Below are 26,915 nucleotides of genomic sequence, written 5' to 3'. Positions count from 1 at the left end.
CCGTCATGCGGGAACGCCCAGCCATAACAGAACAGCCATAACAGGCCCCTGCCGCCAGTAACAGCCCCATTACGAAAGGCGAGTTGGCGGCGAACGCGGTATTGCGGAGCCCGTAGCCAGGGCGTAGACCTGTCGCACACCGCGTGGCACCGCGGCGCGCCACGCCCCGGCACCAGCGGCATGGGACCCTCCACCAGCACCACCGGCACGGCACCACAGCACAGCGGTACCGGAAACCACCGACACCACGGCACCACGGCACCAGCCCTACGGGACCCACCACACAGCACCACGGCACACCCGAACACCGGAACACTGGAACACCGGAACCGCAGCACCGCGCGGGCATCACCGGCACGGGCGGCACCGGCACAGCACCACCGGCACAGCACCACCGCACGGCACCAGTACGGCACCAGTACGGCAGGCGCGGCGACAGGGGGCTACGGGGATGCGCAGACGATTCGAGGGCACGGCTGGGCGTATCGGCGGCACGGCTGGGCTTAGCGGCCGCATGGCTGGGTGTAGCGGCGGTGCGGGGCGTGCGAGGCGGGATGTGGGTGCGGTCGGGCGGGGTCGGGTTGCGGTGGTGGTGGGTGCGGCGCTTGCACTGGTGTTGGGCGGGTGTGGTGGCGGTGGGGGTGCGAAGGGTGGCGGGAGTGGTGGCGGGGGCGGTGGGGGTAAGGGCGGGTCCACTGCTCCCACTGTGCGGCTGCCCAAGCTGAACGGGCAGAAGGTGCAGGTCGCCGCGGTCTGGACGGGGCCGGAGCGGGAGAACTTCGTCAAGGTGCTGGACGAGTTCGAAAGGCGCACCGGCGCCGAGGTCGACTTCGTTCCCAGCGGTGACGACATGGCCGGTTTCATCGGCTCCAAGGTCGCCGGCGGCGGCCCGCCCGATGTGGCGATGCTCCAACAGGTCGGTGTGCTCAAGGAGTTCGCGCAGAAGGGCTGGCTCAAGCCGCTCGGCCCCGGCGCCAAGGCGCAGCTCGCCAGGAACTACTCCAAGGGCTGGCAGGAGCTCGGCGCCTTCAAGGGAACCTCGTACGGGGTCTACTTCAAGGCCAGCAACAAGTCCCTGGTCTGGTACAACGCGCGGGCGTTCGACAACGCCGGCGCCAAGGAACCGAAGACCTGGCCGGACTTCGTCAAGGCGGCGGAGGTGGTGGCCGAGTCGGGCGTCGAGCCGGTCTCGGTGGGAGGTTCGGACGGCTGGACGCTGACCGACTGGTTCGAGAACGTCTACCTCTCCCAGGCGGGCCCGGAGAAGTACGACCAGCTGGCGCAGCACCGGATCAAGTGGACCGACCCGACGGTCAAGCAGGCGCTGAACACGCTCGCGCAGCTCTTCGGCCGTAAGGATCTGCTCGCGGGCGGCAACTCCGGTGCGCTGCAGACGGACTTCCCGACGTCGGTGACCCAGACGTTCAGCGGCGGTGACGCGCCCAAGGCCGCGATGGTCTCGTCGGCCGACTTCGCCGCCGCCAACATCGCCCAGACCAAGGCCCGGGTCGGCACGGACGCCAAGGTCTTCCCGTTTCCCGCGGTGGGCAGCGGGTCCCCGGTGGTGACCGGCGGCGATGTGGCGGTGGCGCTCAAGGACAGCAAGGCCTCGCAGGCGCTGCTGACGTTCCTGGCGTCGACGGACGCGGCCAAGATCTGGGCGCAGGCGGGCGGGTTCATCTCGCCCAACAAGAAGCTCGACCAGGCGGCGTACGCCAACGATGTGATGCGGGAGATCGCCAAGGCGCTGGTCGCGGCGGGCGACGGCTTCCGGTTCGACATGTCCGACCAGGCGCCCGCGTCGTTCGGCGGCAAGCCGGGGCAGGGCGAGTGGAAGGACCTGCAGGACTTTCTGAAGAACCCCAAGGACATCGCGGGTACGCAGGCACGGCTGGAGAAGGACGCCGCCAAGTCGTTCGGACGGTGAGGGCACGTCGTCGGACGGTGAGGGCACGTCGTCGGACGCTGAGAGCACGTCGTCGGACGTCGGAAGTTCAGGCGCTGGGCGCCTGCCGCCGACCGTCTCGACCGGGACCGGGGGATCGTCACGATGAGCGACGGACAGGTCAGCAAGGCGAGCAAGGCCGGTAGGGCTGGTAGGGCCGGGTACGCGGGTGCGGTCGGCGCGGGCGGCGGGGGCCGGAGGGTGCTGGGTGGGCGGCCGTGGTTGGCGGCGGTGTTTCTGCTGCCGGCGCTGGTGCTGCTCGGTGCGCTGGTGGTCTATCCCATCGTCTTCTCCGTCTACCGCAGTCTGTTCGACGCGTCCGGTGACGGGTTCGTGGGGCTCGGCAACTACGGTGCGATGTTCTCGGACGACGGGATCCGTACGGCGCTGCGGAACAACGTCGTGTGGGTCGTGGTGGCGCCGACCGTGTCGACGGCGCTGGGGCTGATCTTCGCGGTGCTGACCGAGCGGATCCGCTGGGGTACCGCCTTCAAGCTGATCGTGTTCATGCCGATGGCGATCTCGATGCTGGCGGCCGGGATCATCTTCCGGCTGGTCTACGACCAGGAGCCGGAGCGGGGGGTCGCCAATGCGGTCTGGGTGGGCGTGCACGACACGTTCGCCGAGCCGGCGCCGTTCCCCGGGGCCAAGCCGCGCCCCCGCGCCGATCTGCGGCCGTCCGGCGGTGGCGCGTTCACCACGCGGTCGGCCGTACGGGCGGGCTCGCGGGTGGATCTGCCGCTGGTCGCGGTCCGGCAGGACGATGTGCGCGGTGCCCGGCCGGCGGCCGCCGCCGCCCCGCGGCCCGGGGAGGTCACCGGAACCGTCTGGCTGGACTTCACCCGTGGGGGCGGCGGCCGGCCCGATGTGATCGACGCCGGGGAGAGGGCGCTGGCCGGTCTGCGGGTCGAGGCGGTCAGGGGCGGCCGGGTGGTGGCCTCGGCGACGACGGCGGCGGACGGTACCTATGCGCTGCCCGCGGACCGGGCGGACGGTGCGCGGCTGCGGCTGCCCGCGGCGAACTTCGCGGAGGCGTACAACGGTGTCGACTGGCTGGGCCCGGCGCTGGTCACCCCGGCCATCATCGGCTCCTATGTGTGGATGTGGGCCGGTTTCGCGATGGTGCTGATCGCCGCGGGGCTGGCGGGGGTGCCGCGTGAGCTGTTGGAGGCGGCGCGGGTGGACGGCGCGGGCGAGTGGCAGGTGTTCCGGCGGATCACGGTGCCGCTGCTGGCGCCGGTCCTGGTGGTGGTGCTGGTCACGCTGATGATCAATGTGCTGAAGATCTTCGATCTGGTCTACATCATCGCGCCGGGCTCCAGCATCAGGTCCGCCAATGTGCTCGCCCTGCAGCTCTTCCAGTCGTCGTTCGGCACGGATGTGGACGAGGGGCTGGGCAGTGCGATCGCGGTGTTCTTGCTGCTGCTGGTGATGCCGGTGATGTACGTCAATCTCCGGCGCATTCGGAAGGAGCGTCGGCGATGACGGCAGGAGCGTCGATGGGGACGGCAGGCCCGTTGCCGGTGACCGTGGACTGGAGGTGGCGGCGATGACGGCCGTGCGCGGTGACGTGCGGAACCGGCGACGCGGGGGCGCCGGCAGGGGCACCGGCCGGGGCGTGCGGCCCGGGCAGTCGCTGGCCGGGCGGCTCGTGGCGCGGACGGGTGGCGGGGCCGTGCGGGTCTTCCTGGTGCTGGTCGCCCTGTTCTGGCTGATGCCGTCGGTGGGGCTGCTGCTGTCGTCGTTGCGCAGTCCGCAGCAGATCGCCGAGTCCGGCTGGTGGCGGGTGTTCGGTGCGCCGGCTCAGATCACCTGGGACAACTACGGTCAGCTGCTGGCCAATGACAAGGTGATGGGTTCGCTGCTGACGACGGCGGCGATCACGGTGCCGGCGACGGTGCTGGTGGTGGTCATCGGGTCGCTGGCCGGGTATGCGTTCGCATGGATGGACTTCCCCGGGCGGGACGGCTGGTTCATGGTCGTCGTCGGGCTGCTGGTGGTCCCGGTGCAGGTGGCGCTGATCCCGGTGGCGAAGCTGTTCGGGGCGGTGGGGCTGTTCGAGACGACGGCCGGGGTGATCCTCTTCCATACGGCCTTCGGGCTGCCGTTCGCGGTGTTCCTGCTGCGGAACTTCTTCGCGGAGATCCCGCGCGAGCTGCTGGAGGCGGCGCGGCTGGACGGGGCGGGTGAGCTGCGGTTGTTCACCCGGGTGGTGATGCCGCTGGGCGGTCCGGCGATCGCGTCGCTGGGGATCTTCCAGTTCCTGTGGGTGTGGAACGACATGCTGGTCGCGCTGATCTTCGCGGACAGCGGCAGTCCGCCGATCACGGTGGCGCTGCAGCAGGAGGTGCGGCAGTTCGGCAACAACATCGATGTGCTGGCGCCCGGGGCGTTCCTGTCGATGGTGGTGCCGCTGATCGTCTTCTTCGCCTTCCAGCGGCAGTTCGTCTCGGGTGTGATGGCCGGTGCGGTGAAGTAGGGCGGTGGTGGCGGAGGTGGGCCCGGCGGTCGCGGAGGGCGGGTGCAGGAGCCGTGCAGGGCCGGTGCCGTTCGCGGGCGGGGTGGTCTTCCGTTGTTATCCCGCGTTCATGTCCGTCCCCCTACGATGTCGGTCACTGCCGTGAAACGCATGGTGCGCCGGCGCCTTGTCGTGGAGACTGCCTAGCGGTGCTCGCACGTTCGGCCGGGCGAGGGCGCCCGATGGCCGCGGCGACACCCACATCACATAAACGCAGATATGCCATACATGTAGATACGTACAGGTAACGGACATCTCCGGTGACGGACATCTCCGCCCCCTCCCCTCATCCCTGTCCCCCAGCGCATTTCGCCCTACGTTCCCGACCGTCTGGAGACGGACCGCACATGACTGCCCCCACCGCAGACCAGAGTGCCGAACAGCTCCCGCGCCCCACCCGGCTGTCCGAGGTCAAAGGCTGGTTCTTCACCGCCGATCAGCTGCTCTTCGACTGGTTCCTGGCGTATCAGCAGGACCGTTCCGAACCGGGTGATCTGCTCGAACTGGGCGCGTACATGGGCAAGAGCGCGATCTTCCTCGGTGCGCGGCTGCGCCCCGGCGAGCGTTTCACGGTCTGCGATCTCTTCGACTCCCCCGCCGAGGACGCCTCCAACTCCAAGGAGATGAAGAAGTCCTACGCGACCTTGACGCGCCGTGCCTTCGAGGCGAACTACCTCGCGTTCCACGACGAGTTGCCCACCATCGTGCAGGGGCTGAGCTCGATCGTCAGCGACCATGTCGAGGACGGCTCGGTGCGCTTCGCCCATATCGACGCCTCGCATCTGTACGAGCATGTGCACGGCGACATCCTCGCGGTGCGTGAACTGCTCACCGGCAAGGGCGTGGTGGTGCTGGACGACTACCGCGCCGAGCACTGTCCGGGGGTGGCCGCCGCCACCTGGCAGGCCGTGGCGAACGAGGGACTGCGCCCCATCTGCATCACCGGCACCAAGTTCTACGGCACATGGGGCGACCCGGAGCCCTTGCAGAAGGCGCTGCTGGAGTGGATCGCGGTGCGCGGCGACGTCTGGCACGAGGTGCAGTACGTCAACGACGCCCCGCTGGTCCGGCTGAGCGCCAAGGGCGCCGCGGAGCCCGCGCAGCCGGTGTCGCGGCACACGGCGGTGCCCGCCGCCCGTGCCGCGCAGCGGGCGTCGGCCGGGGCTCCGAAGGCGCGGCCGGCCCGCCCGGGGGGCCGTCCGCCGGTGCCGACGCGCAGCACGGTGCGCAAGGTGGCGCTGGATGTGCTGCCGCCGGTCGTGACCCGGGCGATCGTCAGGGCCCGTAAGCGGGCGCGTACGCGCTGACGCGGGGGTCGAGGTGTGCGGTTGCGGGCCGGGGCGGTGTGACGGCTCCGGCCCGTGCCGTGCCGGGGGCCGCCGTCCGGTTGTCTACCTGGGGACCTGTGCCAGGAGGACGAACGCGTTGGAGCGCAGCAGCATCCCGGCCGGCCGTGGCAGCGGGTGGGAGTAGGTGCGCCGTACGGCCAGGCCGGCGGATTCGGCGAAGGCGCGCAGCAGGGTGAAGTCGGTGAAGCGGACGGGGGTGGGGCGGGTCGCCCGGTGCCCGGCTTCCTGCGGGGTGATCAGGAGGACTCCGCCGCCGGGCCGTACGTAGGGGACGTAGGCCCGCAGGAGGTCTTCGACCTGTTCGTCGTCGAGGTGTTCGAGGACGTGTGCGGTCAGCAGTGCGTCGAAGGCGCCGGGCCGGGCGTGCGGGCCGGCGAGGAAGGCGTCGGCCGTGTAGGCGGTCAGTCCGCGGGTGCGGCAGTGTTCGACGGATTGCGGGTCGTGGTCGATTCCGACGCTTCCGGGGGTGCAGCCGGCGAGGGTGTCGCCGGTGCCGCAGCCGATCTCCAGTACCCGTCCGGTGCCGATGCGCCGCAGTTGGCGGCGGTAGCGGCAGCGGCCGGGCAGCAGTTGCGCCAGCGGGCCGCGGGGCCGGTCGGCGGGCAGCCGGGCGGTGGAGGCGGCCGGTGCGGTGCCCGCGGGGCCGGCCGGCCTGGCGGTGCGGGGGTCGCTGCCGGGCGGCTGGGCATCGGAGCTGTCGGTGGCGGCGGAGCTGTCGGTTCGGCCGGGCATCGGGACGCGGTCACCTTCCCTGGGGACGCGGCGCGCGGGGCGCCCTATCGCTGTGCATCGGGTCTACGGCATCTGACGGGGCCCGGCGCTACGGCGCGCCGACAGCTGCACACCGAGCGTAATCACCCGAACACGCACTGTCGATGAGGCGCCTCACCCTTTCAGCGCAGATCCGGTGACCGTGCCGCCGGTGGTGAGTTGAACGGTCCGGTCTTGTGCATCGTCCGTCCGGAAAGGCTTGGTCCGCCATGAAGCCTCGGCTCACCGTCGTCGTCCCGGTCCCTCGCGCCGAGGGGTCCGAGCGGAATGTGGAGGAGTGCCTGGAGTCGGTGGCGGCGCAGACGCTGACCGAGCTGGATGTGGTGATGGTGGAGGGCGGGCCCGCGCAGGGGGGCGGTGCGCAGGGCGCGGCCGCCGCGCTCGCCCGCCGGTTCGCCGAGCGGGACCCGCGGTTCCGGATCGTCCGCCATCCTGGCGACGGCCCGGCGCCGGGCTGTGGCGCGCTGCGCAACACCGGTGCCCGGCACGGCTATCCGCACACCGGCTATCTGGCCTTCCTGGATGCGGACGATGTGCTGCTGCCGCGCGCGTACGCGGATCTGGTCGGCCTGCTGGACAGGTCCGGGTCGGACCTGGCGACCGGCAACGTCTACCGGCTGGGTGCGGCCGGCCGCAGCCAGTCCGCGGACCATCCGGCCACCTACGGGACGGCGCTGCGCACCCACATCACCGAGGACCTGTCGCTGCTGTCGGATCACTTCGCGCGCAACAAGGTCTTCCGCCGCGCCTTCTGGGACCGGCATGAACTGGCTTTTCCGGAAGGCGAGTTGTGTCATGACGCGGCGGTGACGCTGCCCGCGCACTTCCTCGCCAGGACGGTCGACGTGCTGCATGAGCACGTGTGTTACTGGCGGCTGCCGGAGGGGCCCGCCCGGTTCCGGCGGCTCGATGCCCGGGGGGTGCGGGACCGGTTCGCGGCGGTGGCCGGGGTCCGCGGTTTCCTCGCCGACCCGGCCCGGACCCATCTGAACGCCTATCAGCGCGACTACGACCGCGCGCAGCTGACCGGCGGGCTGCTCGATCTGGTCGATGCGCTGCCGGCCGCGGCGCCGGAGACCCGCACGGCGTTCCTGGACTGTGCCCGTGACTTCCTGGCGGGTGTCGATCCCCGGCTGTTTCCCACGCTGCCCGTGGAGCTGCGGATGCGCTGGTATCTGATCCGCGCGGGGCGGGCGGCCGATCTGCTGACGCTGCTGGCGCACGAGGCGCGCAACCCGGCGGGGTTCACGGTGGCCGGGCCGCCGCTGCGCAAGCGGGCTGTGTTGCCGCTGAGTCCCGCGCCGGAGCTGCCGCCGGGTGTGGTGCGGCTGGAGCGGGCCGACTTCCCCGTACGGGCCAAGGTCACCGAGGCGGTGTGGCGGGGCGGTGTGCTGCTGCTGCGCGGCTATGCCTATATCCGCAATCTGGACGCGGCGACGCGGCACGGCTATCTGCGTACGGCCGTGCTGTCGTGCGGGCGGCGCAGGATCCTGCTGCCGCTGCGGCCCGTGGCGATGCCGGAGGCGACCGCCGAGTCCGGTCAGGAGCTGCACTGTTACGACTGGTCGGGCTTCGAGGTGCGGCTGGATCCGGCCCGGTTGCGCAGGGGCGGGCGCTGGGAGGAGGGCGAGTGGACGGTCGGGGTGCTGCTCGCCTCGTCGGGTGTGGTGCGGGCGGCGGCGCTGTCCCCCGGGGAGACGGGTTCGGGTGCCGAGCCGGGTGCGCGTGAGGTGGCGGACGAGGGTGCGGCGGGGCGGGTGCGGGTCACGCCGCGGTATGCGCAGGGGCGGCTGCGGCTGTCGGTTGCGCGCCGCGTCCGGCGGCTGGAGGGGCATCATGCGGCGGCGGCCGGTGCGCTGGATCTGGAGGTGTGGGCGCCGCGGCCGGCGCCGACGGCGCTGCGGCTGACGCATCAGGGGTCGGGGACGGTGGTGTCGTTCCCGGTGGAGGCGGGGTGGGCGGCGGCCGGTCCCGGGGAGCGGGCGGCCGCGGCGGGCGGTGCCGGGGACGACGGGTCCGGGGGCGGCGCCGGGGCGGGGCGGCTGACGATCCGGGTCCGTCTGGAGGCGCTGGACGCCGCCCGGCCCGTCCGGGACGGTGCGCCGTCGGCGATTCCCGCGGCGCACACCGAGAGCTGGGTACCGGAGCTGGTGCTGCCCGGCGGCGGCACCGACCCGGTCGCCTGCGAGGTGGGGCTTGCGCCGGTGGCGTATCCGCTGTCGCACGGCCGGGAGGTGGTGGTGGCGGCCACCGCGGGCGGGAACCTGGTGCTGCACGACCGGACGCCGCAGCCGTACGCGGACCGGGCGCTGTGGCGCGCCGACGGCACCCTGCTGCTGGCGGGCGCCCTGCCGGACGCGGCGCCGCACGCCACCGAGCTGGTCCTCAAGCACGCCGCGCACGCGGCCGAGCTGGCGTTCCCCACGGTCCACGACGAGGGCCGGTTCCATGGCACGCTGCCGCTGGGCGCGCTGGACTCGCTGGCCGGCGCGGTGCCGCTGCGGGAGGGCCGCTGGACGCTGCATCTGCGGGAACGCGGCGCGGCCGGCTCGCCGTTGGACGCGCCGGTGCGGATCGCGCCGGCCGTCCTTGCGGGGCTGCCGGCGTCCTGTACGGTCCGCGGCAAGCCGCTGGTCCTGGACCGGCAGCGGCACGACGAGGCGCTGGTGAGTGCGGGCCCGGCGCTGCCGGCCACCGACCGCGGCCCCTACCGCCGCCGGATGCTGCGCGAGCAGCACTATGCGCTGCACCGCTCCCGCCCGCTGCGCGACACGGTGCTCTACAGCAGCTTCGGGGGCCGCGCGTACGGGGATTCGCCGCGCGCGGTGCACGAGGAGCTGGTGCGGCGGGGCATGGACGTGGAGCATCTGTGGGCGGTGCGCGATGCGCAGACCGCGGTGCCGGACACGGTGCGCGCGGTAGTGGTGGGCAGCGCGGAGTGGCACGGTGCGCTGGCGCACAGCCGCTGGGTGGTGACCAACACCCATCTGCCGCGCTGGTTCACCCGGCGCGGCGGGCAGCGCACCATCCAGACGTGGCACGGCACGCCGCTCAAGCGGATCGGCGCCGATCTGGCGGGCACGCTGTGCGCGGGGCTGGCGCATCTGGCGCCGCGGCCGCGGGTCAGCCGGCAGTGGAGCGTGCTGCTGTCGCCGAACGCGCACAGCACGCCGGTGCTGCGCTCGGCGCTGGGCTTCTCGGGGCGGCTGCTGGAGTCGGGGCTGCCGCGGACCGATGCGCTGTTCGCGCCGGACCGTGAGCTGAGGGCGGCGGCGGTGCGGGAGCGGCTGGGTGTGGAGCCGGGCAAGACGGTGGTGCTGTACGCGCCGACGCCGCGGGACGACATGGCGTACGACGCGGGCCATCACCGGCTGCATCTGCCGCTGGATCTGGAGCTGGCGCGGCGGGAGCTGGCGGCGGACCATGTGCTGCTGGTGCGCAGCCATCCGCTGGTCGCCGACCGGCTGCCGGCGCACCATGCGCCGTTCGCGCGGGACGTCTCGGCGTACCCCGATGCGATGGAGCTGCTGCTGGCCGCGGACGTGCTGGTGACCGACTACTCGTCGCTGGCCGCCGACTTCGCCAACACGGGCCGTCCGATGCTGTTCTTCACGCCCGATCTGCCGCACTACCGCGATGCGCTGCGTGGTTTCACGCTGGACTTCGAGGCGCGGGTGCCGGGTCCGCTGCTGGCGTCGACGGGTGAACTCGTCGATGCGCTGGGGGACTTGGCGGGGATCGCGGCGGCGGGTGCGGAGGCGTACGCGGATTTCCGGGAGGCGTTCTGTCACCGGGACGACGGCGGGGCGGCCGGGCGGGTCGCGGACCTGATGGAGCGGTGAGCGGAGGGGGTGGTGACGGGGCCGGTGCGCAAGGTGACAGCACGCGGATCGGCATCGCACGCCACTCGCGTCGTTACAGCATGTGCGGGGTCCTTCACGGGTGCCCGCGCACCCGGCCCCCGACGTCCGTCCGGTCATGGGATGGCAATGCGGCGGAAAACCGAGGCGACGGGTGCAACCGCATGGCGGGTTTCGCCCTCTGACCCATCGGAAATGGGTTGGACCCCGCTCGCGCCAAGAGATGCTGTCGACACGAAATGTAGATTTAGTGACTGTGAAAGAAGCCCTTGAGTCACTGCCAGGGCCCACCATCACGCCTTCCGCGCAGGTCAGCATCGTCGTCATCGCTTTCAACGACGCGGTGCACGTCGGTGACGCGGTGCGCTCCGCGCTCGCGCAGCAGACCTCGGGGGAGACGGTCACCGAGGTGATCGCGGTGAACGACGCCTCCACCGACGGCACCGGCGCCGCCCTGGACGCCCTCGCCCGCACCGAGCCGCGGCTGCGTGTCCTCCACCGCAGTGAGAACAGCGGCGGCTGCGGCACTCCCCGCAACGACGGTCTGCGCGCCGCCACCGGCCGGTTCGTCATGTTCCTGGACAGCGACGACGTGCTGCCGCCGGGCGCGGCGCAGGCTCTGCTGGCGGCCGCGCTGGAGCATGACGCGCCGGTCGCGGCGGGCGCCTGTGTACGCCGTGAGCTGCCCGCCCGGCGCGATGTCCCCTGGCTGCCGGCGCTCTACCGCGAGGCCGCGGTGTACGAGTCCGCCGAGGCCGCAGCCCAGCTGGTCCGCGACACCCTGTGCGTCAACAAGCTCTATGACCGGGCGTTCCTGGCGGAGCACGGCATCGTCTTCCCCGAGGGCCGTTTCACCTACGAGGACTTCGTGTTCACCGCCCGGGTGCTGGCCGCCGCGCCGCGCGTCGTGACGATTCCCGACAGTGTCTACGTCTGGCATGTGCGCCGCTCGGCGGCGAAGCAGTCGATCTCGCTGGACCGCAAGGACGTCGCCAACTGGCAGGCGCGGATCGAGGCGCACCGCGCCAGTGTGCGGATCTTCCAGGACGCCGGGCACAAGGCGCTGGCGCACGCGGCCGCCGTCAAGTTCCTCGATCACGATCTGCGGATGTACGTCCGCGAGCTGCACACCCGCGGCGCCGACTACCGCGCCGAGTGGTGGCGGCTGACCCGCGAGTATCTGGCGGGGTTCGACGAGTCGGAGCTGCGTGCGGCGCGCGCGCCCGCGCGGTGGCTGGCCCGGGTGGTGCTGGCCTCGTCGGAGCCGCGCGATCTGGAGCGGCTCACGCAGCTGGCGGCCCGCCCCGGCCGGCTGCTGCCGCCGTACGCCGAGGCCGGCGGGCGGGCGGTGTGGTCGGCGGATCTGCCCGGTGTCGAGCTGGAGGCGATCGGCACCAAGCCGCTGCACCGGCTGCCGGTGACGGTGGACGCGGAGCCGGCCGTCGCCGGCCGCAGTGTGCTGCGGCTGCGCGTCCATGATCTGTACGGCCGGCTGGCCGCGGCCGGGCCGGAGAGCATCGATGTGGAGCTGCGGCGGCGGCGCGACGACCGCCGCGGCCCGGTGCACACCGCCGCGCTCGCTCCGGCGCCGTCCGGCGGTGCGGAGGCGTGCTGGACCGCGGAGGTGGTCTTGGACATAGGGGCGCTGGTGGACGGCGGCAGCCGGAGCGCCGACCCTGAGCCGTGGGATCTGATGGCCGAGGTCAGCTGCGCGGACGGGGCCGGTTTCCGGGCCGCGCTGCGGGCGACGGGGCCGGGGCTGCGCCGCCGTGTGCTGCCCAGCCGGCGGCACGCGGTGCTGCTGGTGCAGCCGTATGCGACGACCGGCGGGGCGCTCTCGCTGCGGGTCGCGTCGGGGCTGCGCAGCGTGTGGCGGATCGCGGCCCGCCGGCTGCGCCGCTGACCCCGCTCCCGCTCGACTGTCCGACCTCCAGCCTAGGATTGCGCTATGTCTTACTTGATCACGGGTGGTGCCGGTTACATCGGCGCCCATGTCGTACGGGCCCTGCGGCAGGCGGGTGAGCAGGTCGTGGTGTTGGACGATCTGACGACGGGGGTGGCCGCCCGGATCCCCGAGGGTGTTCCGCTGGTCGTCGGCTCGATACTGGACCGCGCGCTGCTCGACGACACGATCGCCCGGCACGGCGTCACCGACATCGTGCATCTGGCCGCCAAGAAGCAGGTCGGCGAGTCCGTCGAGATGCCGCTGCTGTACTACCGGGAGAACGTGCACGGTCTGCAGACGCTGCTGGAGGCGATGGCCTCGGGCGGTGTGGGCCGCTTCGTCTTCTCCTCGTCGGCCGCCGTCTACGGCATGCCGGACGTCGATCTGGTCACCGAGGACACGCCCTGCGTGCCGATCAACCCGTACGGCGAGACCAAGCTCGTCGGGGAGTGGATGGCCCGTGCGGCGGGGCGGGCGCACGGCATCAGCACGGCGTGTCTGCGCTACTTCAACGTCGCCGGCGCGGCCGCCCCCGAGCTCGCCGACACGGGTGTCTTCAACATCGTCCCGATGGTCTTCGAGAAGCTCGACGAGGGTGCCGCGCCGCGCATCTTCGGCGACGACTACGACACCCCCGACGGCACCTGCATCCGCGACTACATCCACGTCACCGACCTCGCCGACGCCCATGTGGCCGCGGCCCGCAAGCTCGCCGAGCGGGGCCCGGTGCGCGATCTGACGCTGAACATCGGCCGCGGTGAGGGCGTCTCCGTGCGGGAGATGATCGATCTGATCGCCGAGCTCACGGGCCATGAGGGGGTCACCGCCGAGGTCACCCCGCGCCGCGCCGGCGATCCGGCGCGGGTGGTCGCGGCGGCCGACCGGATCGCCGCCGAGCTGGGCTGGAAGGCCCACCACGACGTCCGCGACATGATCACGTCGGCCTGGGCCGGGTGGCGGTACCACCACCCGCGGGGCTGATCAGCTGCTCGTGGAGGGTTTGCGGGCCGTGAGGTAGGCCTGCGGGGTGCTCTCCCCCGCCGCCCGGTCCGGCTCGCGCTGCAGCCGGGCGTCGACGGTCAGGCCGGCGCCGGTCACCAGCTCGGCGATCCGGTCGGGCCGGCGGCGGCGGAAGTCGAGGGACACCGGGCGGCCGAAGGGCTGTGCCAGGTGCAGGGGCTCGTCGCCCACCTGGAAGGCGAGCAGCAGCTGCCCGCCCGGGGCCAGTACCCGGTGGAGTTCGGCGAAGACCTCCGGGAGCCGGTCCTGCGGGGTGTGGATGATCGAGTACCAGGCGACGACGCCGCCGAGGGAGCCGTCCGGCAGGTCCAGGGCGAGCATCGAGCCCACGTCGAAGCGCACGCCGGGGTGTTCGCGCCGGGCCAGCGCCACCATCTGCGGCGACAGGTCGATGCCGGTCACCGTGAGCCCAAGGGCGTCCAGGTGTGCCGTCACCCAGCCGGGGCCGCATCCGAGGTCGGCGACCGGCCCGGCGCCGCCGGCCCGTACGGTGTCGGCGAAGGCGGCGAGGACGGCCCGGTCCCAGTGTCTGGTGTCCATGGCGCCGCGGAAGTGGTCGGCGTAGTCCTCGGCGATGGCGTCGTAGAACGTCCGGGTCTCGTGGAGGAAGTCGGGTTCGGCGGTCATGGCCGGGCACCCTACTCCGCGGGCGCGGGGGCCGGCGGTGGGGGTGCCTCGGCCGGGGTGGGTCAGGTGGTCAACGGGTGCGAGGTCCGGCCCGACGCCTCGTCGATCTCATCGTGTGCCTTGGTCAGCAGCTTCATCGCCAGTTCGTTGAGCGCTCTGGCTCCCGCGACCTCCTCGCCGACCCTCGGCTGGTTCGAGTCGGCGGGGTGGCGGCTGGCGTACCCGTGGGCGCGTACCTCGCTCCCGTCGGGGAGCCGTACGAGGGCGGCGGCGCGGGTGCGGTGGGTGTCCTCTTCGAACTCCAGCTCAACGTGCCATCCGACAGCGGTCTGCAACATCGCGATCACCTCCAAACCGCTGCTACCAGAGTGCGCCCGTCGGACCGCCGGCGCACGGTGTGCCCAGGCGGAGGTGGAGGTGGCCGTGCGGGTGGGAGCGGAAGAGGGTGGCGGCCGCGGCGGGGGTGCCGTGCGGGGGCTCGGGGGTTTCCGGCACCAGCCAGGCCTCGCGGCGCAGTGCGGGGCCGGCCGGGCCGTCTGCGCCGTGCGCGGTGAGGGCGATCTTCAGGCCCCAGGTGCCGTCGGGCAGCGGTTGGCCGTCCGCCGCGGTGGCCGGGTCGACGGCGGCGCGCCAGCGTTCGCCGTCGTAGTGGGCCGGCAGCCGGTACGCGCCGCCGCTGCCGTGCAGCAGGATCTCGGCGGTGCCGGCGTCGAGATGGGGCAGGGCGGCGGTGCCGTGCAGCTGCAGTGCGCCGTCGGCCCAGTGGCAGCCGGTCAGCCGCTGCCGCAGCACGATGCGGTCGGTGAGGTCGTAGCAGGCGTCGGGGAGGGCGCGGGCGGCGTCGCGGAAGTAGGGGTAGGCGGCGTGGACGCGCCCGTCGGGGTCGATGTGACCCGGCCCGGGCCGGGTGTGGGTGTCGGCGCGGACGACGGCGGTCAGTTCGTCGTCGAGCGAGGCGCGCAGGCAGTGGGCGCGCAGGCGGAGGCCGGGCGGGAGGGCGGTCTGGACGCGGTCGGTGAGGTAGCGGGCGACGAGGGGGCGGGCGGCGGCGGCCATGGCCCGGCGGCCGGCGGCGGTGCGGGCGAGGTAGGGGGCGGCGAAGGGCATGAGGATCTCGCCGTGGAAGTGACGGACCATCAGGGTGTCGCGGTGCGGGCCGGGCGGGACCTCGGCGGCGACGCCGGCGAGGACGGTGGAGATGTAGTCGAGGTACTCGCACCAGTCGGTGTCCTGGCGGCTGGCGTTGCTGTCGTCGGGCCGGCCGTGCAGGTAGTAGCAGTCGTAGTCGGCGAGGACGGAGACGGTGGTGGCGCGGAGCAGGGCGGTGATCGAGAAGGGGAGGTCCTCGGCCAGCAGGCGGCCTTCGACGAAGCGCAGCCGGTGCTGCTCGACGAAGGAGCGGCGGAACAGTTTGTAGGCGGCCAGGGTCCAGTAGACGGGGGAGTCGAAGGGGGTGACGGCGGCGGCGGTGGTGCGCAGGTCGACGGGGGCGGCGCGGCCGTCGGCGCCGACGATGCGGCCGTAGACGATGTCCGAGCCGTGGGTCTGGGCCATGCGGGTGAGCCGGGCCAGCGCCTCGGGGCCGAGGTGGTCGTCGGAGTCGAGGAAGAAGAGGTACTCGCCGGTGGCGTGGGCCAGGCCGACGTTGCGGGGCCGGCCGGCGCCGCCCGAGGCTTCCTGGTGGAGGACGGTGAGGTTGGGGTGGCGGCGGGCGTGTTCGGCGAGCCGCTGGGCGCTGCCGTCGGTGGAGCCGTCATCGACCGCGATCACCTGGATGCGGCGCTGGTCGAGGGTCTGGGCGAAGACGGAGCCGAGGCTGCGGTCGAGGTAGCGCCGGGTGTTGTGCACCGGAACGACCACGGAGACGGTGGGCGGCGGGCCGCCGGGGCCGGCGGCGGAGGTGTCCAAGACCGGCATCGCACCCTCCGTGATTGTGCGGGCAATCCCTCGAAAGCCCCGCGTCCCAACAGGGCGAAACGGACTATTAAGACATATAACGTTGAGTGAATGTTCGCCGAGTGTGGAGGAGTGCCGGTGACTCCGACGCCCGCCACCCCCCGAGAGGCCCTCCGGCCCCGGGAGGCTGCCCGGCCCCTTCCCGGAGGTGAACGCCCGGCAGCCGCGCACGGGGCCCTGCGGGCACTGGCCGCGCCCGCGCTCGCGGCGGCGGTCTCCACCGCGGCGTACTGCCTGGCACTGGCCCTCTGCGGCAGCTATCCGTTCGGCCCGCGCTCGCGTGCCGTCAACGACCTGGGCAACCAGTTCGTGCCGTTCCACGCCCGGCTGTGGGACCTCCTGCACGGCACCACCAGCGGCGATCTGTTCTTCAACTGGAGCAGCGGTTACGGCGTCCCGTTCCTCGCGGACTTCTTCAGCTACCTGATGAACCCGTTCTCCTGGCTGGTCGGCCTCTTCCCCCGCGAGCAGGCCGACCTCCCGGTCTTCCTGGTCACCCTGCTCAGCATCGCCCTGGCCGCCGCCCTGATGACCGTCTTCCTGGGGCGCCTGCACCCGGGCTCCGGGACGCTGCGGGCGCTGCTGTCGGTGGGCTACGGGCTGTGCGGCTGGGTGCTGAACGACGGTTTCGCCGATCCGATGTGGATGTGGGGCCTGGCCGCCCTGCCGATGACCTCGATCGCGGCGGACTGGTGCCTGCGCCGGACCCGCTGGGTGTCCGGCACCCTGCTGGTCGCGCTCGCCTGGTCGGGCAACTTCTACACGGCGGCGATGGCGACGCTGGCGACGGCGCTGGTCCTCGGGGTGCGGCTGCTGACGGCACAGCGGATGCCGGCGCGCGACCGGCTGCGGGCCCTGGGGCGGGCCGTCGCCATGGCGGTGTGCGGCATCCTGCTCGCGGCGCCGGTGCTGACCGTCACGTTCCGGGCCAGCCGGGCCGCCCAGCCGGCGCCCGGGGTCGTCCACCGCGGCCGGCCGGCGCCGCTCGACCAGCTGGCGCAGCTGCTGCCCGGCGGCCACGGCGGGGTGCCGGTGCCCAATGTCTTCATCGGGGTGGCGGGGCTGCTGCTGGTCGCCGCCTTCCCGTTCGTACGCGGGGTGCCGGCGCGGGTGCGGATCGGCTGGTACGCGCTGGCGGCCGGGGTGGGCGCCTCGTTCGTGTGGAAGCCGGCGATCCTGCTGTGGCACGGCTTCGCGCTGCCCAACGGCAGTCCCTACCGGGCCGCCTTCGTGCTCAGCGGGATCCTGGTGATGATCTCCTGGCTGACGCTGGCGCACCGCCCGCGCCGGCGCGAACTGGCCGCGGGCGGGGCGCTGGTCGCGCTGCTGGCGTGGCTCAGCCGCGACCAGGGGGCGGTCGGCACCGCGACGTGGATCCTGGTGGCCGGCGGCGGCGCCGCGGCCCTTGCGGGGCTGTGCGCGCTGACGGATGCGCACCGCGCCCGTACGCGCGCCGCCGGCACCGCCGCGCTGACCGGCATCGTCCTGCTCACCTCGGCGTACACGGCCTTCTCGGTGACCGCGGTACGGGACAAGATCGCCTGGTTCCGGCCCAAGACCACGCTGACCCGGGCGTCGCTGGCGGCCCGGGACGTGCTGGCCGCGCGCGCCGACTGGCCGCGCTCGCGCACCGACCCCGGCCCGCACGAGTTCGCCAACAACGATCCGCTGCTGATCGGCGGCGAGGGCGGCTCGTACTACAGCAGCTACGTGCCCGCGGCCACCGCCCGCGCCCTGCGGGGCCTGGGCGCCGGCTGGTACATGAGGGGGCGTCACACCCTCAGCTTCGAGGACCCGGTGGGGCAGGCGATCATGGGCGTGGGCAGCTATCTGTCGCCGCGGCCGCAGCGCCGCGCCCCCTACACCCCGCGCCGCGCCCGCCCCGCCGCCCCGCTGCTGACCGTGCGCGGCGCTCTGCCGCGGCCGCCTTCCGGCGGGGAGAGCGTGTTCGCCCGCCAGGAGCGGGTGCTGGGCGCCGCGGTGTACGAGGTGCCGGACCTGACGCCGGCCGCGGGCTCTGCGGCGGTGCCCGTGCGCGGCGGCTGGCTGCTGCCGGGCCGGACGCACCGGACGGCACGGGGCGCGGGCGGCGCGGGGGCCGCCTTCACGGCGCACTGCACCCCGGGCCGCACCGTCGTCTGGTCCGCGCCGTGGTTCTCCGGCCGGGTCAGCGGGCCGGGCGGGCACACCACGGGGATCGGGAGCAAGGACACCACCGCCAACCCGGTACGGAAGCTGGGCCGGGTGCCGGCCGGCGGCACGGTCGTGGTGCGCTTCACCGGCCGGGGCCGCCAGCTGGTGCCCGCGCACCCCGTGGGGTGTCTGTCGCCCTCCCGGCTCGCCGCGGCGGTACGGGCGCTGCGCGGGCCGAGCGAACTGACCGCCGCCGGGCACCGTCTGACGGCCCGGCTGCCGCGGGGCAGCCGGGGGCACGCGGTGCTGGCGGTGCCGGCCGTCGCGGGGTGGGGCTGTTCGGTGGACGGCGGGCCGTACGGGGCGCCGTCCTCGTTCGGCGGGCTGCTGGCCGTCCCGCTGGGCTCCGGCGCCGGGCGGCTGTCGTGCGCGTACGAGCCGCCGGGCCTGAAGCCGGGGCTGGCGGCGAGCGGCGCGGCCGGGCTGGCGGTCGCCGCGGCCGCGCTCGGGGGGCGTCTACGGAGCCGACCGCGGCTTCACTCCACCGAGGAGACCCGCCGATGAAGCTGTCCGTCGTCGTCCCCTGCTACAACGAAGAGGCCGTGGTGGCACGCTTCGACGCGGCGCTGCGCGCGGTCCTCGACCGCCTCGCCGTCACCTACGAGCTGTGCTACGTCGACGACGGCAGCTCGGACGGCACCCTGGCCCGGATCCGCGGCCTTGCGCAGCAGCACCGCGGCACCACCCGCTACCTCTCCTTCAGCCGCAACTTCGGCAAGGAGCCCGCCATACTGGCCGGTCTGCGGGCGGCCACCGGCGACGCGGTGATCATCATGGACGCCGATCTGCAGCATCCGCCCGCGCTCATCGAGAAGATGCTGGACCTCTACCAGCTCGGCCACGACCAGGTCGTCGCCAAGCGCAGCCGGGACGGCGACCGGCGGCTGCGGACCGCGCTCAGCCGGCTCTACTACCGTGCCGTCAACAACTGGGTCGACGTCGAACTCACCGACGGCGTGGGCGACTTCCGGCTGCTGTCGCGCACGGCCGTGGACGCGCTGCTCTCGCTGCCGGAGTACAACCGCTTCTCCAAAGGGCTGTTCTCCTGGATCGGCTTCGACACCATCACCTTCGACTACCGCAACGCCGCCCGCGAGGCCGGCGAGACGAAGTGGCGCCTGGGCTCGCTGGTCAACTACGGCCTCGACGGGATGCTCTCGTTCAACTGCCGTCCGCTGCGGGCGGCCATCTACGCGGGGCTGGGCCTGGCCTCGCTCGCCGCGCTCTACGCCCTGTGGATCATCGGTGCGGCCGCCGTCGGCGGGGTCACCGCCCCGGGCTATGTGACGCTGGTGGCGATCATCGCGGGTCTGGGCGGGCTGCAGATGGTGATGCTGGGGCTGATCGGCGAGTACATCGGGCGGATCTACTACGAGACCAAGCGGCGGCCGCACTTCCTGGTCAAGGAGAGCGGCAGCCCCGTCAGGGAGGGCAGCGGCCCGGCCGAGGAGAGCGGCGGCCCGGCCGGCCGGAGCGGCGGCCCCGCCGCGGCCGCCGGCTCGCAGACCGGCTGATGCCCTGGCCGCGGACCGGCCCCTGGGGCCAGATGGCGCGCTTCATCGCCGTGGGAGCGCTCAACACCCTCACGTTCTACGCCTGCTATCTGCCGCTGCACCGCCTGCTGCCGTACTTCGCCGCCTACACCGCCGCCTTCGCGCTGAGCATGGTCTGCTCCTTCCTGCTGAACACCTACTTCACCTACCGCACCCGCCCGAGCTGGAAGAAGTTCCTGCTGTTCCCGCTGACGCAGCTGACCAACTACGCGGTGCAGAGCGCGGGACTGGTGACGCTGGTGAGCTGGCTGGGGATGAGCACCGCGGTGGCGCCCCTGGCGGCGGCCGGATGCGCCATCCCGTTCACCTATCTGCTCTCCCGGCGCATCCTGCTGCGCCCGGCGGCTCAGGCCGACGGCCAGGGCGCCTCCTGAGGGCGCCAGGCGCCAAACAGCGCGCTCTGCCCGACGGAGGCCTGACGGGTCGTATAGAGCCTGCCGTCGTTGCCGAGGGCGACCACCACCGCGCGTCCGGCGGCGTCCTGGGCGACTCCGGCCGCCGCCGAGTGCGGCACCCGGCCGCGCTGCCAGGGCCCCGGCGCGTCCTGTGCCATCGCCATCCGCAGCTCGCCGTCGTCGTCGCGGGCCGCGAGCACCATCCGGTCGCCGCTGCCGACCCGCGCCGCGGCCACCCGCCCGTAGCCGCCGACCGGCGCGCACCGCGCCGAGACCCGCCAGCCGCCGATCAGCCGGTGCCGTTCGGCGATCAGCACCTGGGCGGTGGCCGAGCGGCGGTAGACGGCCCGGACCGCGCCGTCGGCCAGCGGTACGACGCTGACCGGGCCGGCCGGCTGCGGCAGCCCGGTGGCCGCGGCGGGCCGGGGCGTGAGACCGGCCTTCTTGGACACCCAGTGGTGGACGGTCCCGGCGCTCGGGGCCACCAGATGGATCAGGCCGTCGGAGTCCACACAGGCGTCCAGCCCGTCGACGATCTGCGGGGACGCCTGCAGCGCGCCGACCGGCCCCTCCAGCCGCTCCCAGGCCGACCAGGGCGCGCCGGGCGGGGCCTTGCGGTGGGCGACGCCGCCGTCCCAGGTCCGTACGAAGACATGGACCGTGCCGTCCGGGGTGGCCACCGCCGCCGGGAAGCCGATCTCCAGCGACCGGACGGGGTCCGGGTCGGGGGAGCCCAGCGGCTCCCAGCGCGCGAAGGCGGGCCCGCCGTCCGGTGCGGTGCCGTGCTGACGTGCGGTCACCACCTCACGGCGGTGGTCGGTGCGGCGGCCCGGCAGTACGGTGCGGGAGGCGAACAGCTGCAGTGCGCCGTCGGTGCGGCGCACCACATGGATCTGCCCCTGCAGCAGCTGCCCGCCGACCGGTGCCGGCGCGCCGAAGCGGCCGCTGCCCGGCCGGGTCTCGGCCCAGCGGTACGCCGCGCCGCCCAGGACCGCGAAGGCGGCGAGCCGGCCGTCGTGGGCCGGGCGGATCCAGGCGTTGGAGCCGGGGGCGCGCAGCCGGGTGGAGCGGGTCCAGCTGCGGGAGGTGCCGGTGAGCGCCGAGCCGCCCACCTTGCGGTCGCCGCAGCCCGCCGGGTCGCTGCAGCGGCGCCGGTCGGCCCAGCCGTACAGGGACAGCAGCTGGGCCTTGCGGCGGACGGTCCCGTAGTCGACGTCGCCCGGCAGTACACCGGCCTCGTAGCCGAGGTAGTTCTCCACGATGGCCGGGTGGTGCGGCGCGCGGCTGCGGTAGGCGGCCAGCGCGGCCTGGGCGAAGTAGGCGGAGGCGGTGTGGTCCTGGTGGTCGTAGTAGCGCAGCCCGGCCAGCCGGGGGTCGCGGTCCAAGGTGGCCGGCGGGCGCTTGGGGGAGTGCGCCGCGTTCGGGTCCAGGGTCCGTACGACGGTGGGCCGGACCCGGTCGAGGACCGCGAGCAGGGTCTGGGTGACCTGGTCGCGGGTGTAGTGGAACTGCCGCGCCACGGGGGTGCCGGCGGGGCGCAGCGTGGGGAGGGTGGGCGCGGCCCCCAGCCACAGGCCGCGCAGGCTGGTGGTGCGGGCCCGCCACACGGCGCGGGCCTCCACCAGCTCCAGGAAGATCAGCTGGTGGTGCGGGGCGGCGCGCAGGGTGTGGAGCTCCACCTGGAAGCCGGGGAGCAGACTGATCGCGGCGATGTCCCAGGGGGCGGCCGGGTCGCCGGTGGCCATCGCGGCGTGGGCGGCGCGCAGCCCGTTGGCGCGGGCCCGGGCGAAGGCGGGACGGTTGCCGGGGGCGCTGCCGTCGGCGGGGGCGTGCCTGCTGGTGTTGCGTCCGTCCGCCTCGCCGCCGGTGAGGCAGACGGTCACCGAGCGCGCCCCGCAGCGCAGGGACTGCTCCAGGTCGGGGTTCATGAAGTACAGGCCGTCGTCGGCGTGCGCGATGACCTGGACGAAGCGCTGGTCGGCCGGGGCCACCACGGGCCGTCCGGCGCCCCCTGGCCCGCCCGCCGGATGGTCCGTCAGTCGCCAGGAGCGGACGCTCAGGCCCGCGGTCGCGGCGAGCGCCCCGCCGCCGGCTACCTGGAGCAGCCGGCGGCGGGAAACGCGGGGCGGGGGCGCGGGTGACACTCCCTCAGTATTCGGCCGGCGCGGCGATTCCGCGCGCCCGAAAGTTCACCACTTGACCAGTTCCGTGATGAGCGCCACAGAACTTTCAGGTTACGAACAACAACCTTTTTGAGTTAACGCGAGTCAGAAGGCTGACAATGCAAGAGACCCCTTTGGGGCTTTTTTGCGTTCTGTACTCAGCTCGCTACGAGGAGTAAGCACCGCATGTCCGAGACAGACCTCGACGCCGTACCCCGCTTCAGCATCATCGTCCCCGTGTTCAGAGTGCAGGGCTTCCTGCGCGAGTGCATGGACTCGGTGCTGACGCAGGACTACACGGACTTCGAGCTGATCGCCGTCGACGACTGCTCGCCCGACCGCAGCGGCGCCATTCTGGACGAGTACGCCGCCCGCGACGACCGTGTCCAGGTCCTGCACCTTCCGGAGAACGTCGGCCTGGGCCTGGCCCGCAACGCCGGCCTGGAGAAGGTCCGCGGCGAGTACATCCTGTTCCTGGACAGTGATGACACCCTCGTGCCCGGCGCGCTCAGCGCCCTCGCCCAGCGGCTGGACGCCACCGGCAGCCCGGAGATCCTGATCTTCGACTACGCGCGGACCTACTGGGACGGCTCCGCCCGGCGCAACGCGCTCGCCGAGCTGCTCGACGAGTCCGGCGCGCCCTCCTTCTCGCTCGCCGAGCGCCCCGAGATCCTCGATCTGCTGCAGATCGTCTGGAACAAGGCCTACCGCCGCGACTTCGTCGAGAAGCACGGCTTCGAGTTCCCGGTGGGCTACTACGAGGACGCCCCCTGGACGTTCTGCACGCTGATCACCACCGAGCGGATCGCCGTCCTGGACCGGGTCTGCCTGCACTACCGCCAGCGCCGCCAGGGCGGCAACATCCTGCGCACCACCAGCCGCAAGCACTTCGACGTCTTCGACCAGTACGAGCGGGTCTTCGCCTACCTCGACGCGCACCCCGAGCTGTCGCGCTGGCGCCCGCACATGTTCCGCAAGATGATCGACCACTATCTGACGATCCTGGACAAGCCCGGCCGGCTGCCGCAGAACGCCACCGCCGAGTTCTTCCACCGCGCCGCCCGCGACTACCGCAAGCGGGTCCCGGCCGGCTTCGTCCGCCCCACCGGCATCGCCGGCAGCAAGTACACGCTGCTCGCCAAGGACGCCTACCCCGCGCTGGCCGGCCTCAAGGTCGCCGGCAAGGTGCAGCGCACGGTGCGCAAGCACGCCAACAAGAAGGTCCGGCAGGCCAAGAAGAAGGCCATGGACCTGCGCTACCAGGCCCTGCTGCGGCAGCCCCTCGACGAGAACCTCGCGGTCTACTCCGCCTACTGGAACCGCCTGCCGTCCTGCAACCCCCTCGCGATCTACGAGAAGGCCAAGGAGCTCGCCCCCGGCGTCCACGGCGTCTGGGTCGTCAAGCAGCAACTGGTCGACTCCGGCGCGATCCCGGAGGGCATCGACCACGTCGTGCTGAACTCGCCGCGCTACTGGGAGGTCATGGCCCGCGCCAAGTACCTCGTCAACAACGTCAACTTCGCGGACGGCGTGGTCAAGCGCGAGGGCCAGATCCACCTCCAGACCCACCACGGCACCCCGCTGAAGTCGATGGGCGTCGACCAGAAGCGCTACCCGGCCGCCGCCAAGGGCATGAGCTTCCGCAAGCTGCTGGCCCGCGCCGACCGCTGGGACTACTCGGTCTCCTCCAACCAGCACACCACCGAGCAGTGGGAGCGCGTCTACCCCTGCAACTTCGAGTCGGTGGACGCCGGTTACCCCCGTAACGACGTCTACTACCGCGCCACCGCCCAGGACGTCCTGGACATCCGCGAGCGCCTGGGCATCGCCCCCGGCAAGACGGCCGTCCTCTACGCGCCGACCATGCGCGACTACCAGGTCGGCTATGTGCCGCGGCTCGACCTGGAGAAGATCTCCGGCGAACTGGGAGAGGACTTCGTCCTGCTGGTGCGCACCCACTACTTCTACGGGGAGAACGCCGCCCTCCAGGAGCTGCAGGAGCGCGGCGCGCTGATCGACGTCTCCGGCCACCCGGTCGTCGAGGAGCTGTGCCTGGCCGCCGACGCGCTGATCACCGACTACTCGTCGATCATGTTCGACTACGCCAACCTCGACCGGCCGATCATCAACTACACCGACGACTGGGACACCTACGTCCGCTCCCGCGGCGTCACCTTCGACCTGCTCTCCGGCGAGCCGGGCGACACCCCCGGCGTGATCGCCACCACCGAGGACGAGCTGATCGAGGCGTTCCGCAGCGGCCGCTGGGACGACGAGCGGGCCACCGAACTGCGCGCCGCGTTCCGCGCCCGGTTCTGCCAGTGGGACGACGGCAACGCCGCCGAGCGCGTGGTGCGCCGGGTCTTCCTCGACCAGGAGCCGGCCCCCGAGCCGCGCCCGCAGCAGGAGCGCACCATAGCCCCGTCCCCCCGCGCCGCGGCCGCAGCCGCCGGCCTGATCAAACTGCCGGCGCCGCGGTCGGCAGCGGACGGCACAGCGGCTACGGGCGCTACGGGCGCTTCCGGCGCGTCGGGCGCGTCGGATGTGGAGATGGCGGGCTGAGGCCCTTCCCTTCTCTCTCCCCCCGCACAGATGTCACCGTCCCCGACTGGATTCCGGTCGGGGGCGGTGGCGTATGGGCAGGGGGGGCGATGGTGGTGACGTGGGGGCAGGATGCGCCGGTGGCGGCCGCGTTGTCAGGCTTCCCGGCGGACCTTGATCACCCTGTCCGCCCCGCCGGGAATACCTCCCCACCCCGCCCCGTCGGGAATACCTCCCCATCCCACCCCGTTGTGGCCCCGCAGGGGGCCCTCGCACCCCCTACGGGATCTGTTCGCCCCCGCCCTAGGGGACCCGGGCCGCGCCCCTCACTCCGCCCCGAGCGCCGCCACCACCGACCCCGACAGCGCGTCGAGGTAGCCCTTGGGCAGCTCGTCGCGGACGACCAGCAGCCGCCAGTACAGCGGCCCGGTCAGCAGGTCCAGCGCCAGCCGGGCGTCCACGTCCTGCGGCAGCTCGCCGCGCTCCACCGCCCGTGCCACCACCGCGGCCGCGACGCCCTCCTGGCTGTCGTGCAGCGCGGTCTTCAGCGCCTGCGCCAGCTCCGGGCTGCGGGCCGCCTCCGCCAGCAGGTCCGGGATGATCTGCGAGGCCATCGGGTGCCGCAGCGCCCGGGACGCGACCTCCAGCAGCATCCGTACATCGCCGCGCAGCGACCCGGTGTCGGGCGCCGGCAGCCCGGCGGCGGCCACGGCCGAGACCACGTCCAGTACGAGGTGCAGCTTGGAGCGCCACCGCCGGTAGACGGCGGTCTTGCCGACGCCCGCCCGCCGCGCGATGCCCTCGATCGACATCCGGGCGAAGCCCACCGCGGCCAGCTCCTCGAAGACCGCGGCGCGGATCGCCTCGGTCTTGTCCTCACGCAGTACGGCGGCGCCCGCCGGGGCCCGGCGCGCCGCGGGGCCGCTCCCGCTGCCTTCTTTTGCCATGCCTTGAGCTTAGCGTCACGACGCTACGGTTGCGTTTCGACGCGAGCTCCCTTTACTGTCGGCATCGTCGCGACGATACGGAACCGTTCCATCGTCGGATCTCCGTTCTCCGGCCCCCGTACCTGCGGCCCCCGTACGCAAGCGAAAGCGGCCCCCATGCCCCAGACCCTCACTCGCCCGGCCCCGGCGCCCACCCGGGTGCCGGCCCCCGGCGCGGCCCCCGACCCCGAGCTGCGCGCACTGGCCGAACGCCACGGCCTCACGGTGAGCGGCGCCCGCCCCCCGCTGCCCGAGTACACCCGGCAGCTGTGGCACCGGCGGCACTTCATCGCGTCGTTCGCCACCGCCAAGCTGACGGCGCAGTACACCACCGCCAAGCTCGGGCAGCTCTGGCAGGTGATGACCCCGCTGCTCAACGCCGGTGTCTACTACTTGATCTTCGGCTTGCTGCTCGGCACGAGGAATCACATCCCCGACTACGTCCCGTTCCTGGTGACCGGCGTCTTCGTCTTCACCTTCACGCAGAACTCGGTACTGGCCGGCACCCGCGCGATCTCCGGCAACCTCGGCCTGGTGCGGGCGCTGCACTTCCCGCGCGCCTGCCTGCCGATCTCGATCTGCCTGATGCAGCTGCAGCAGCTGGTGTTCTCCATGGGCGTGCTGATCCTCATCCTGCTGGGCTGCGGGCAGCCGCCGACCTGGTCGTGGCTGCTGGTACTCCCCGCGCTGGCGCTGCAGTTCACGTTCAACACCGGCCTGGCGATGGCCATGGCCCGCATGGGCGCCCGGACCCCGGACCTGGCGCAGCTGATGCCGTTCATCATGCGGACGTGGATGTACGCGTCCGGCGTGATGTTCAGCATCAGCGTGGTCCTCAAGGGCAAGGACCTCCCGAAGATCGTGGAGCTCCTGCTCACCGCCAACCCGGCCGCGGTCTACATCGACCTGATGCGCTTCGCCCTGATCGACAGCTTCACCTCGAAGCAACTGCCGCCGCACATCTGGGCGTTCGCGGGCGGCTGGGCGCTGCTGGCCGGTGTCATCGGCTTTGTGTACTTCTGGAAGGCTGAGGAGCGGTACGGACGTGGCTGAGCAGAACAACGGCGTCCAGCCGGTGCAGGCGGCCGGGGCCC

18 protein-coding genes are annotated in these 26,915 nt (G+C 72.9%); 12 read left to right on the top strand and 6 right to left on the bottom strand.

The window, feature by feature from the left end:
• The first annotated feature begins 706 nt into the window (after positions 1-706).
• The 4 genes from ACWD6P_RS20375 to ACWD6P_RS20360 all read left to right on the top strand — a co-directional run bounded on the left by ACWD6P_RS20375 (position 707) and on the right by ACWD6P_RS20360 (position 5,770).
• Positions 707-1,927 (top strand): ABC transporter substrate-binding protein, encoded by a 1,221-nt coding sequence (locus ACWD6P_RS20375; protein ID WP_451445522.1) that lies wholly within the window; start codon positions 707-709, stop codon positions 1,925-1,927.
• Between the two features lie 123 nt (positions 1,928-2,050).
• Positions 2,051-3,430 carry a carbohydrate ABC transporter permease gene (locus tag ACWD6P_RS20370; RefSeq protein WP_451445521.1) on the top strand — a complete coding sequence of 460 codons (1,380 nt, stop codon included), beginning with the start codon at positions 2,051-2,053 and terminating at the stop codon, positions 3,428-3,430.
• A gap of 64 nt (positions 3,431-3,494) precedes the next feature.
• On the top strand, positions 3,495-4,424 hold the full coding sequence (locus tag ACWD6P_RS20365) for a carbohydrate ABC transporter permease (protein ID WP_451445520.1): 930 nt from the start codon (positions 3,495-3,497) through the stop codon (positions 4,422-4,424).
• Positions 4,425-4,810: 386 nt separating this feature from the next.
• Positions 4,811-5,770, top strand: coding sequence for a class I SAM-dependent methyltransferase (locus tag ACWD6P_RS20360; RefSeq protein WP_451445519.1), 960 nt, complete (start codon positions 4,811-4,813; stop codon positions 5,768-5,770).
• A gap of 84 nt (positions 5,771-5,854) precedes the next feature.
• Here ACWD6P_RS20360 and ACWD6P_RS20355 read toward each other — a convergent pair whose 3' ends face one another.
• The gene (locus tag ACWD6P_RS20355) at positions 5,855-6,544 is read right to left on the bottom strand and encodes a class I SAM-dependent methyltransferase (RefSeq protein WP_451445518.1); all 690 of its coding nucleotides are present in this window, start codon (positions 6,542-6,544) and stop codon (positions 5,855-5,857) included.
• A 248-nt stretch (positions 6,545-6,792) separates the two neighbouring features.
• Here ACWD6P_RS20355 and ACWD6P_RS20350 point away from each other — a divergent pair, with 248 nt between their 5' ends.
• From ACWD6P_RS20350 to galE, 3 genes are all read left to right on the top strand, one after another.
• Entirely contained in the window at positions 6,793-10,425 is a 3,633-nt protein-coding gene (locus ACWD6P_RS20350; protein ID WP_451445517.1) for a bifunctional glycosyltransferase/CDP-glycerol:glycerophosphate glycerophosphotransferase, read from the top strand.
• A gap of 274 nt (positions 10,426-10,699) precedes the next feature.
• Positions 10,700-12,346 (top strand): glycosyltransferase family 2 protein, encoded by a 1,647-nt coding sequence (locus ACWD6P_RS20345; RefSeq protein WP_451445516.1) that lies wholly within the window; start codon positions 10,700-10,702, stop codon positions 12,344-12,346.
• 45 nt (positions 12,347-12,391) lie between these two features.
• Positions 12,392-13,369 carry a UDP-glucose 4-epimerase GalE gene (gene galE, locus ACWD6P_RS20340; protein ID WP_451445515.1) on the top strand — a complete coding sequence of 326 codons (978 nt, stop codon included), beginning with the start codon at positions 12,392-12,394 and terminating at the stop codon, positions 13,367-13,369.
• Here the strand turns inward: galE and ACWD6P_RS20335 are convergent, their stop codons facing one another.
• The 3 genes from ACWD6P_RS20335 to ACWD6P_RS20325 form a co-directional block, all read right to left on the bottom strand.
• On the bottom strand, positions 13,370-14,035 hold the full coding sequence (locus tag ACWD6P_RS20335; RefSeq protein WP_451445514.1) for a class I SAM-dependent DNA methyltransferase: 666 nt from the start codon (positions 14,033-14,035) through the stop codon (positions 13,370-13,372).
• A 62-nt stretch (positions 14,036-14,097) separates the two neighbouring features.
• Positions 14,098-14,373, bottom strand: coding sequence for a DUF1876 domain-containing protein (locus tag ACWD6P_RS20330; RefSeq protein WP_451445513.1), 276 nt, complete (start codon positions 14,371-14,373; stop codon positions 14,098-14,100).
• 22 nt (positions 14,374-14,395) lie between these two features.
• Positions 14,396-15,952, bottom strand: coding sequence for a glycosyltransferase family 2 protein (locus tag ACWD6P_RS20325; RefSeq protein ID WP_451445512.1), 1,557 nt, complete (start codon positions 15,950-15,952; stop codon positions 14,396-14,398).
• 117 nt (positions 15,953-16,069) lie between these two features.
• Between ACWD6P_RS20325 and ACWD6P_RS20320 the strand changes: the two genes are divergently transcribed.
• Genes ACWD6P_RS20320 through ACWD6P_RS20310 form a run of 3 tightly spaced genes read left to right on the top strand, consistent with a single transcriptional unit; the run spans position 16,070 to position 20,111 of the window.
• Positions 16,070-18,688 carry a YfhO family protein gene (locus tag ACWD6P_RS20320; protein WP_451445511.1) on the top strand — a complete coding sequence of 873 codons (2,619 nt, stop codon included), beginning with the start codon at positions 16,070-16,072 and terminating at the stop codon, positions 18,686-18,688.
• Positions 18,685-19,698, top strand: a complete 1,014-nt coding sequence (locus tag ACWD6P_RS20315) for a glycosyltransferase family 2 protein (RefSeq protein ID WP_451445510.1) — start codon at positions 18,685-18,687, stop codon at positions 19,696-19,698. The genes ACWD6P_RS20320 and ACWD6P_RS20315 overlap by 4 nt, the downstream gene beginning before the upstream one ends.
• Positions 19,698-20,111 (top strand): GtrA family protein, encoded by a 414-nt coding sequence (locus tag ACWD6P_RS20310; RefSeq protein WP_451445509.1) that lies wholly within the window; start codon positions 19,698-19,700, stop codon positions 20,109-20,111. The genes ACWD6P_RS20315 and ACWD6P_RS20310 overlap by 1 nt, the downstream gene beginning before the upstream one ends.
• On the opposite strand, the gene ACWD6P_RS20305 is transcribed toward ACWD6P_RS20310, so the two are convergent.
• A complete protein-coding gene (locus ACWD6P_RS20305; protein WP_451445508.1) occupies positions 20,084-22,276 on the bottom strand; it encodes a PIG-L family deacetylase in 2,193 nt (730 codons plus the stop codon). The genes ACWD6P_RS20310 and ACWD6P_RS20305 overlap by 28 nt on opposite strands.
• 204 nt (positions 22,277-22,480) lie before the next feature.
• On the opposite strand from ACWD6P_RS20305, the gene ACWD6P_RS20300 reads away from it, so the two are divergent.
• Positions 22,481-24,856: a bifunctional glycosyltransferase/CDP-glycerol:glycerophosphate glycerophosphotransferase gene (locus tag ACWD6P_RS20300; RefSeq protein WP_451445507.1), complete on the top strand. Its 2,376-nt coding sequence runs from the start codon at positions 22,481-22,483 to the stop codon at positions 24,854-24,856.
• Positions 24,857-25,161: 305 nt separating this feature from the next.
• Here ACWD6P_RS20300 and ACWD6P_RS20295 read toward each other — a convergent pair whose 3' ends face one another.
• A complete protein-coding gene (locus tag ACWD6P_RS20295; protein ID WP_451445506.1) occupies positions 25,162-25,782 on the bottom strand; it encodes a TetR/AcrR family transcriptional regulator in 621 nt (206 codons plus the stop codon).
• 156 nt (positions 25,783-25,938) lie between these two features.
• Here ACWD6P_RS20295 and ACWD6P_RS20290 point away from each other — a divergent pair, with 156 nt between their 5' ends.
• The gene (locus ACWD6P_RS20290) at positions 25,939-26,874 is read left to right on the top strand and encodes an ABC transporter permease (RefSeq protein ID WP_451445505.1); all 936 of its coding nucleotides are present in this window, start codon (positions 25,939-25,941) and stop codon (positions 26,872-26,874) included.
• Positions 26,875-26,915: the final 41 nt, after the last annotated feature.

This window comes from Streptomyces sp. NPDC002446, from assembly GCF_053595675.1.
Note: the sequence above shows the minus strand (reverse complement) of the source record. Positions and strands in the feature narration are given on the sequence as shown.

Excerpts from the sequence above, each read along its gene's own strand:
- ACWD6P_RS20350 (WP_451445517.1), top strand. The coding sequence starts at position 6,793 with ATGAAGCCTCGGCTCACCGTCGTCGTCCCGGTCCCTCGCGCCGAGGGG.
- ACWD6P_RS20300 (WP_451445507.1), top strand. The coding sequence starts at position 22,481 with ATGTCCGAGACAGACCTCGACGCCGTACCCCGCTTCAGCATCATCGTC.
- ACWD6P_RS20365 (WP_451445520.1), top strand. The coding sequence starts at position 3,495 with ATGACGGCCGTGCGCGGTGACGTGCGGAACCGGCGACGCGGGGGCGCC.
- ACWD6P_RS20355 (WP_451445518.1), bottom strand. The coding sequence starts at position 6,544 with ATGCCCGGCCGAACCGACAGCTCCGCCGCCACCGACAGCTCCGATGCC.
- ACWD6P_RS20310 (WP_451445509.1), top strand. The coding sequence starts at position 19,698 with ATGCCCTGGCCGCGGACCGGCCCCTGGGGCCAGATGGCGCGCTTCATC.
- ACWD6P_RS20330 (WP_451445513.1), bottom strand. The coding sequence starts at position 14,373 with ATGTTGCAGACCGCTGTCGGATGGCACGTTGAGCTGGAGTTCGAAGAG.
- ACWD6P_RS20335 (WP_451445514.1), bottom strand. The coding sequence starts at position 14,035 with ATGACCGCCGAACCCGACTTCCTCCACGAGACCCGGACGTTCTACGAC.
- galE (WP_451445515.1), top strand. The coding sequence starts at position 12,392 with ATGTCTTACTTGATCACGGGTGGTGCCGGTTACATCGGCGCCCATGTC.
- ACWD6P_RS20370 (WP_451445521.1), top strand. The coding sequence starts at position 2,051 with ATGAGCGACGGACAGGTCAGCAAGGCGAGCAAGGCCGGTAGGGCTGGT.
- ACWD6P_RS20295 (WP_451445506.1), bottom strand. The coding sequence starts at position 25,782 with ATGGCAAAAGAAGGCAGCGGGAGCGGCCCCGCGGCGCGCCGGGCCCCG.
- ACWD6P_RS20290 (WP_451445505.1), top strand. The coding sequence starts at position 25,939 with ATGCCCCAGACCCTCACTCGCCCGGCCCCGGCGCCCACCCGGGTGCCG.
- ACWD6P_RS20315 (WP_451445510.1), top strand. The coding sequence starts at position 18,685 with ATGAAGCTGTCCGTCGTCGTCCCCTGCTACAACGAAGAGGCCGTGGTG.
- ACWD6P_RS20360 (WP_451445519.1), top strand. The coding sequence starts at position 4,811 with ATGACTGCCCCCACCGCAGACCAGAGTGCCGAACAGCTCCCGCGCCCC.
- ACWD6P_RS20325 (WP_451445512.1), bottom strand. The coding sequence starts at position 15,952 with ATGCCGGTCTTGGACACCTCCGCCGCCGGCCCCGGCGGCCCGCCGCCC.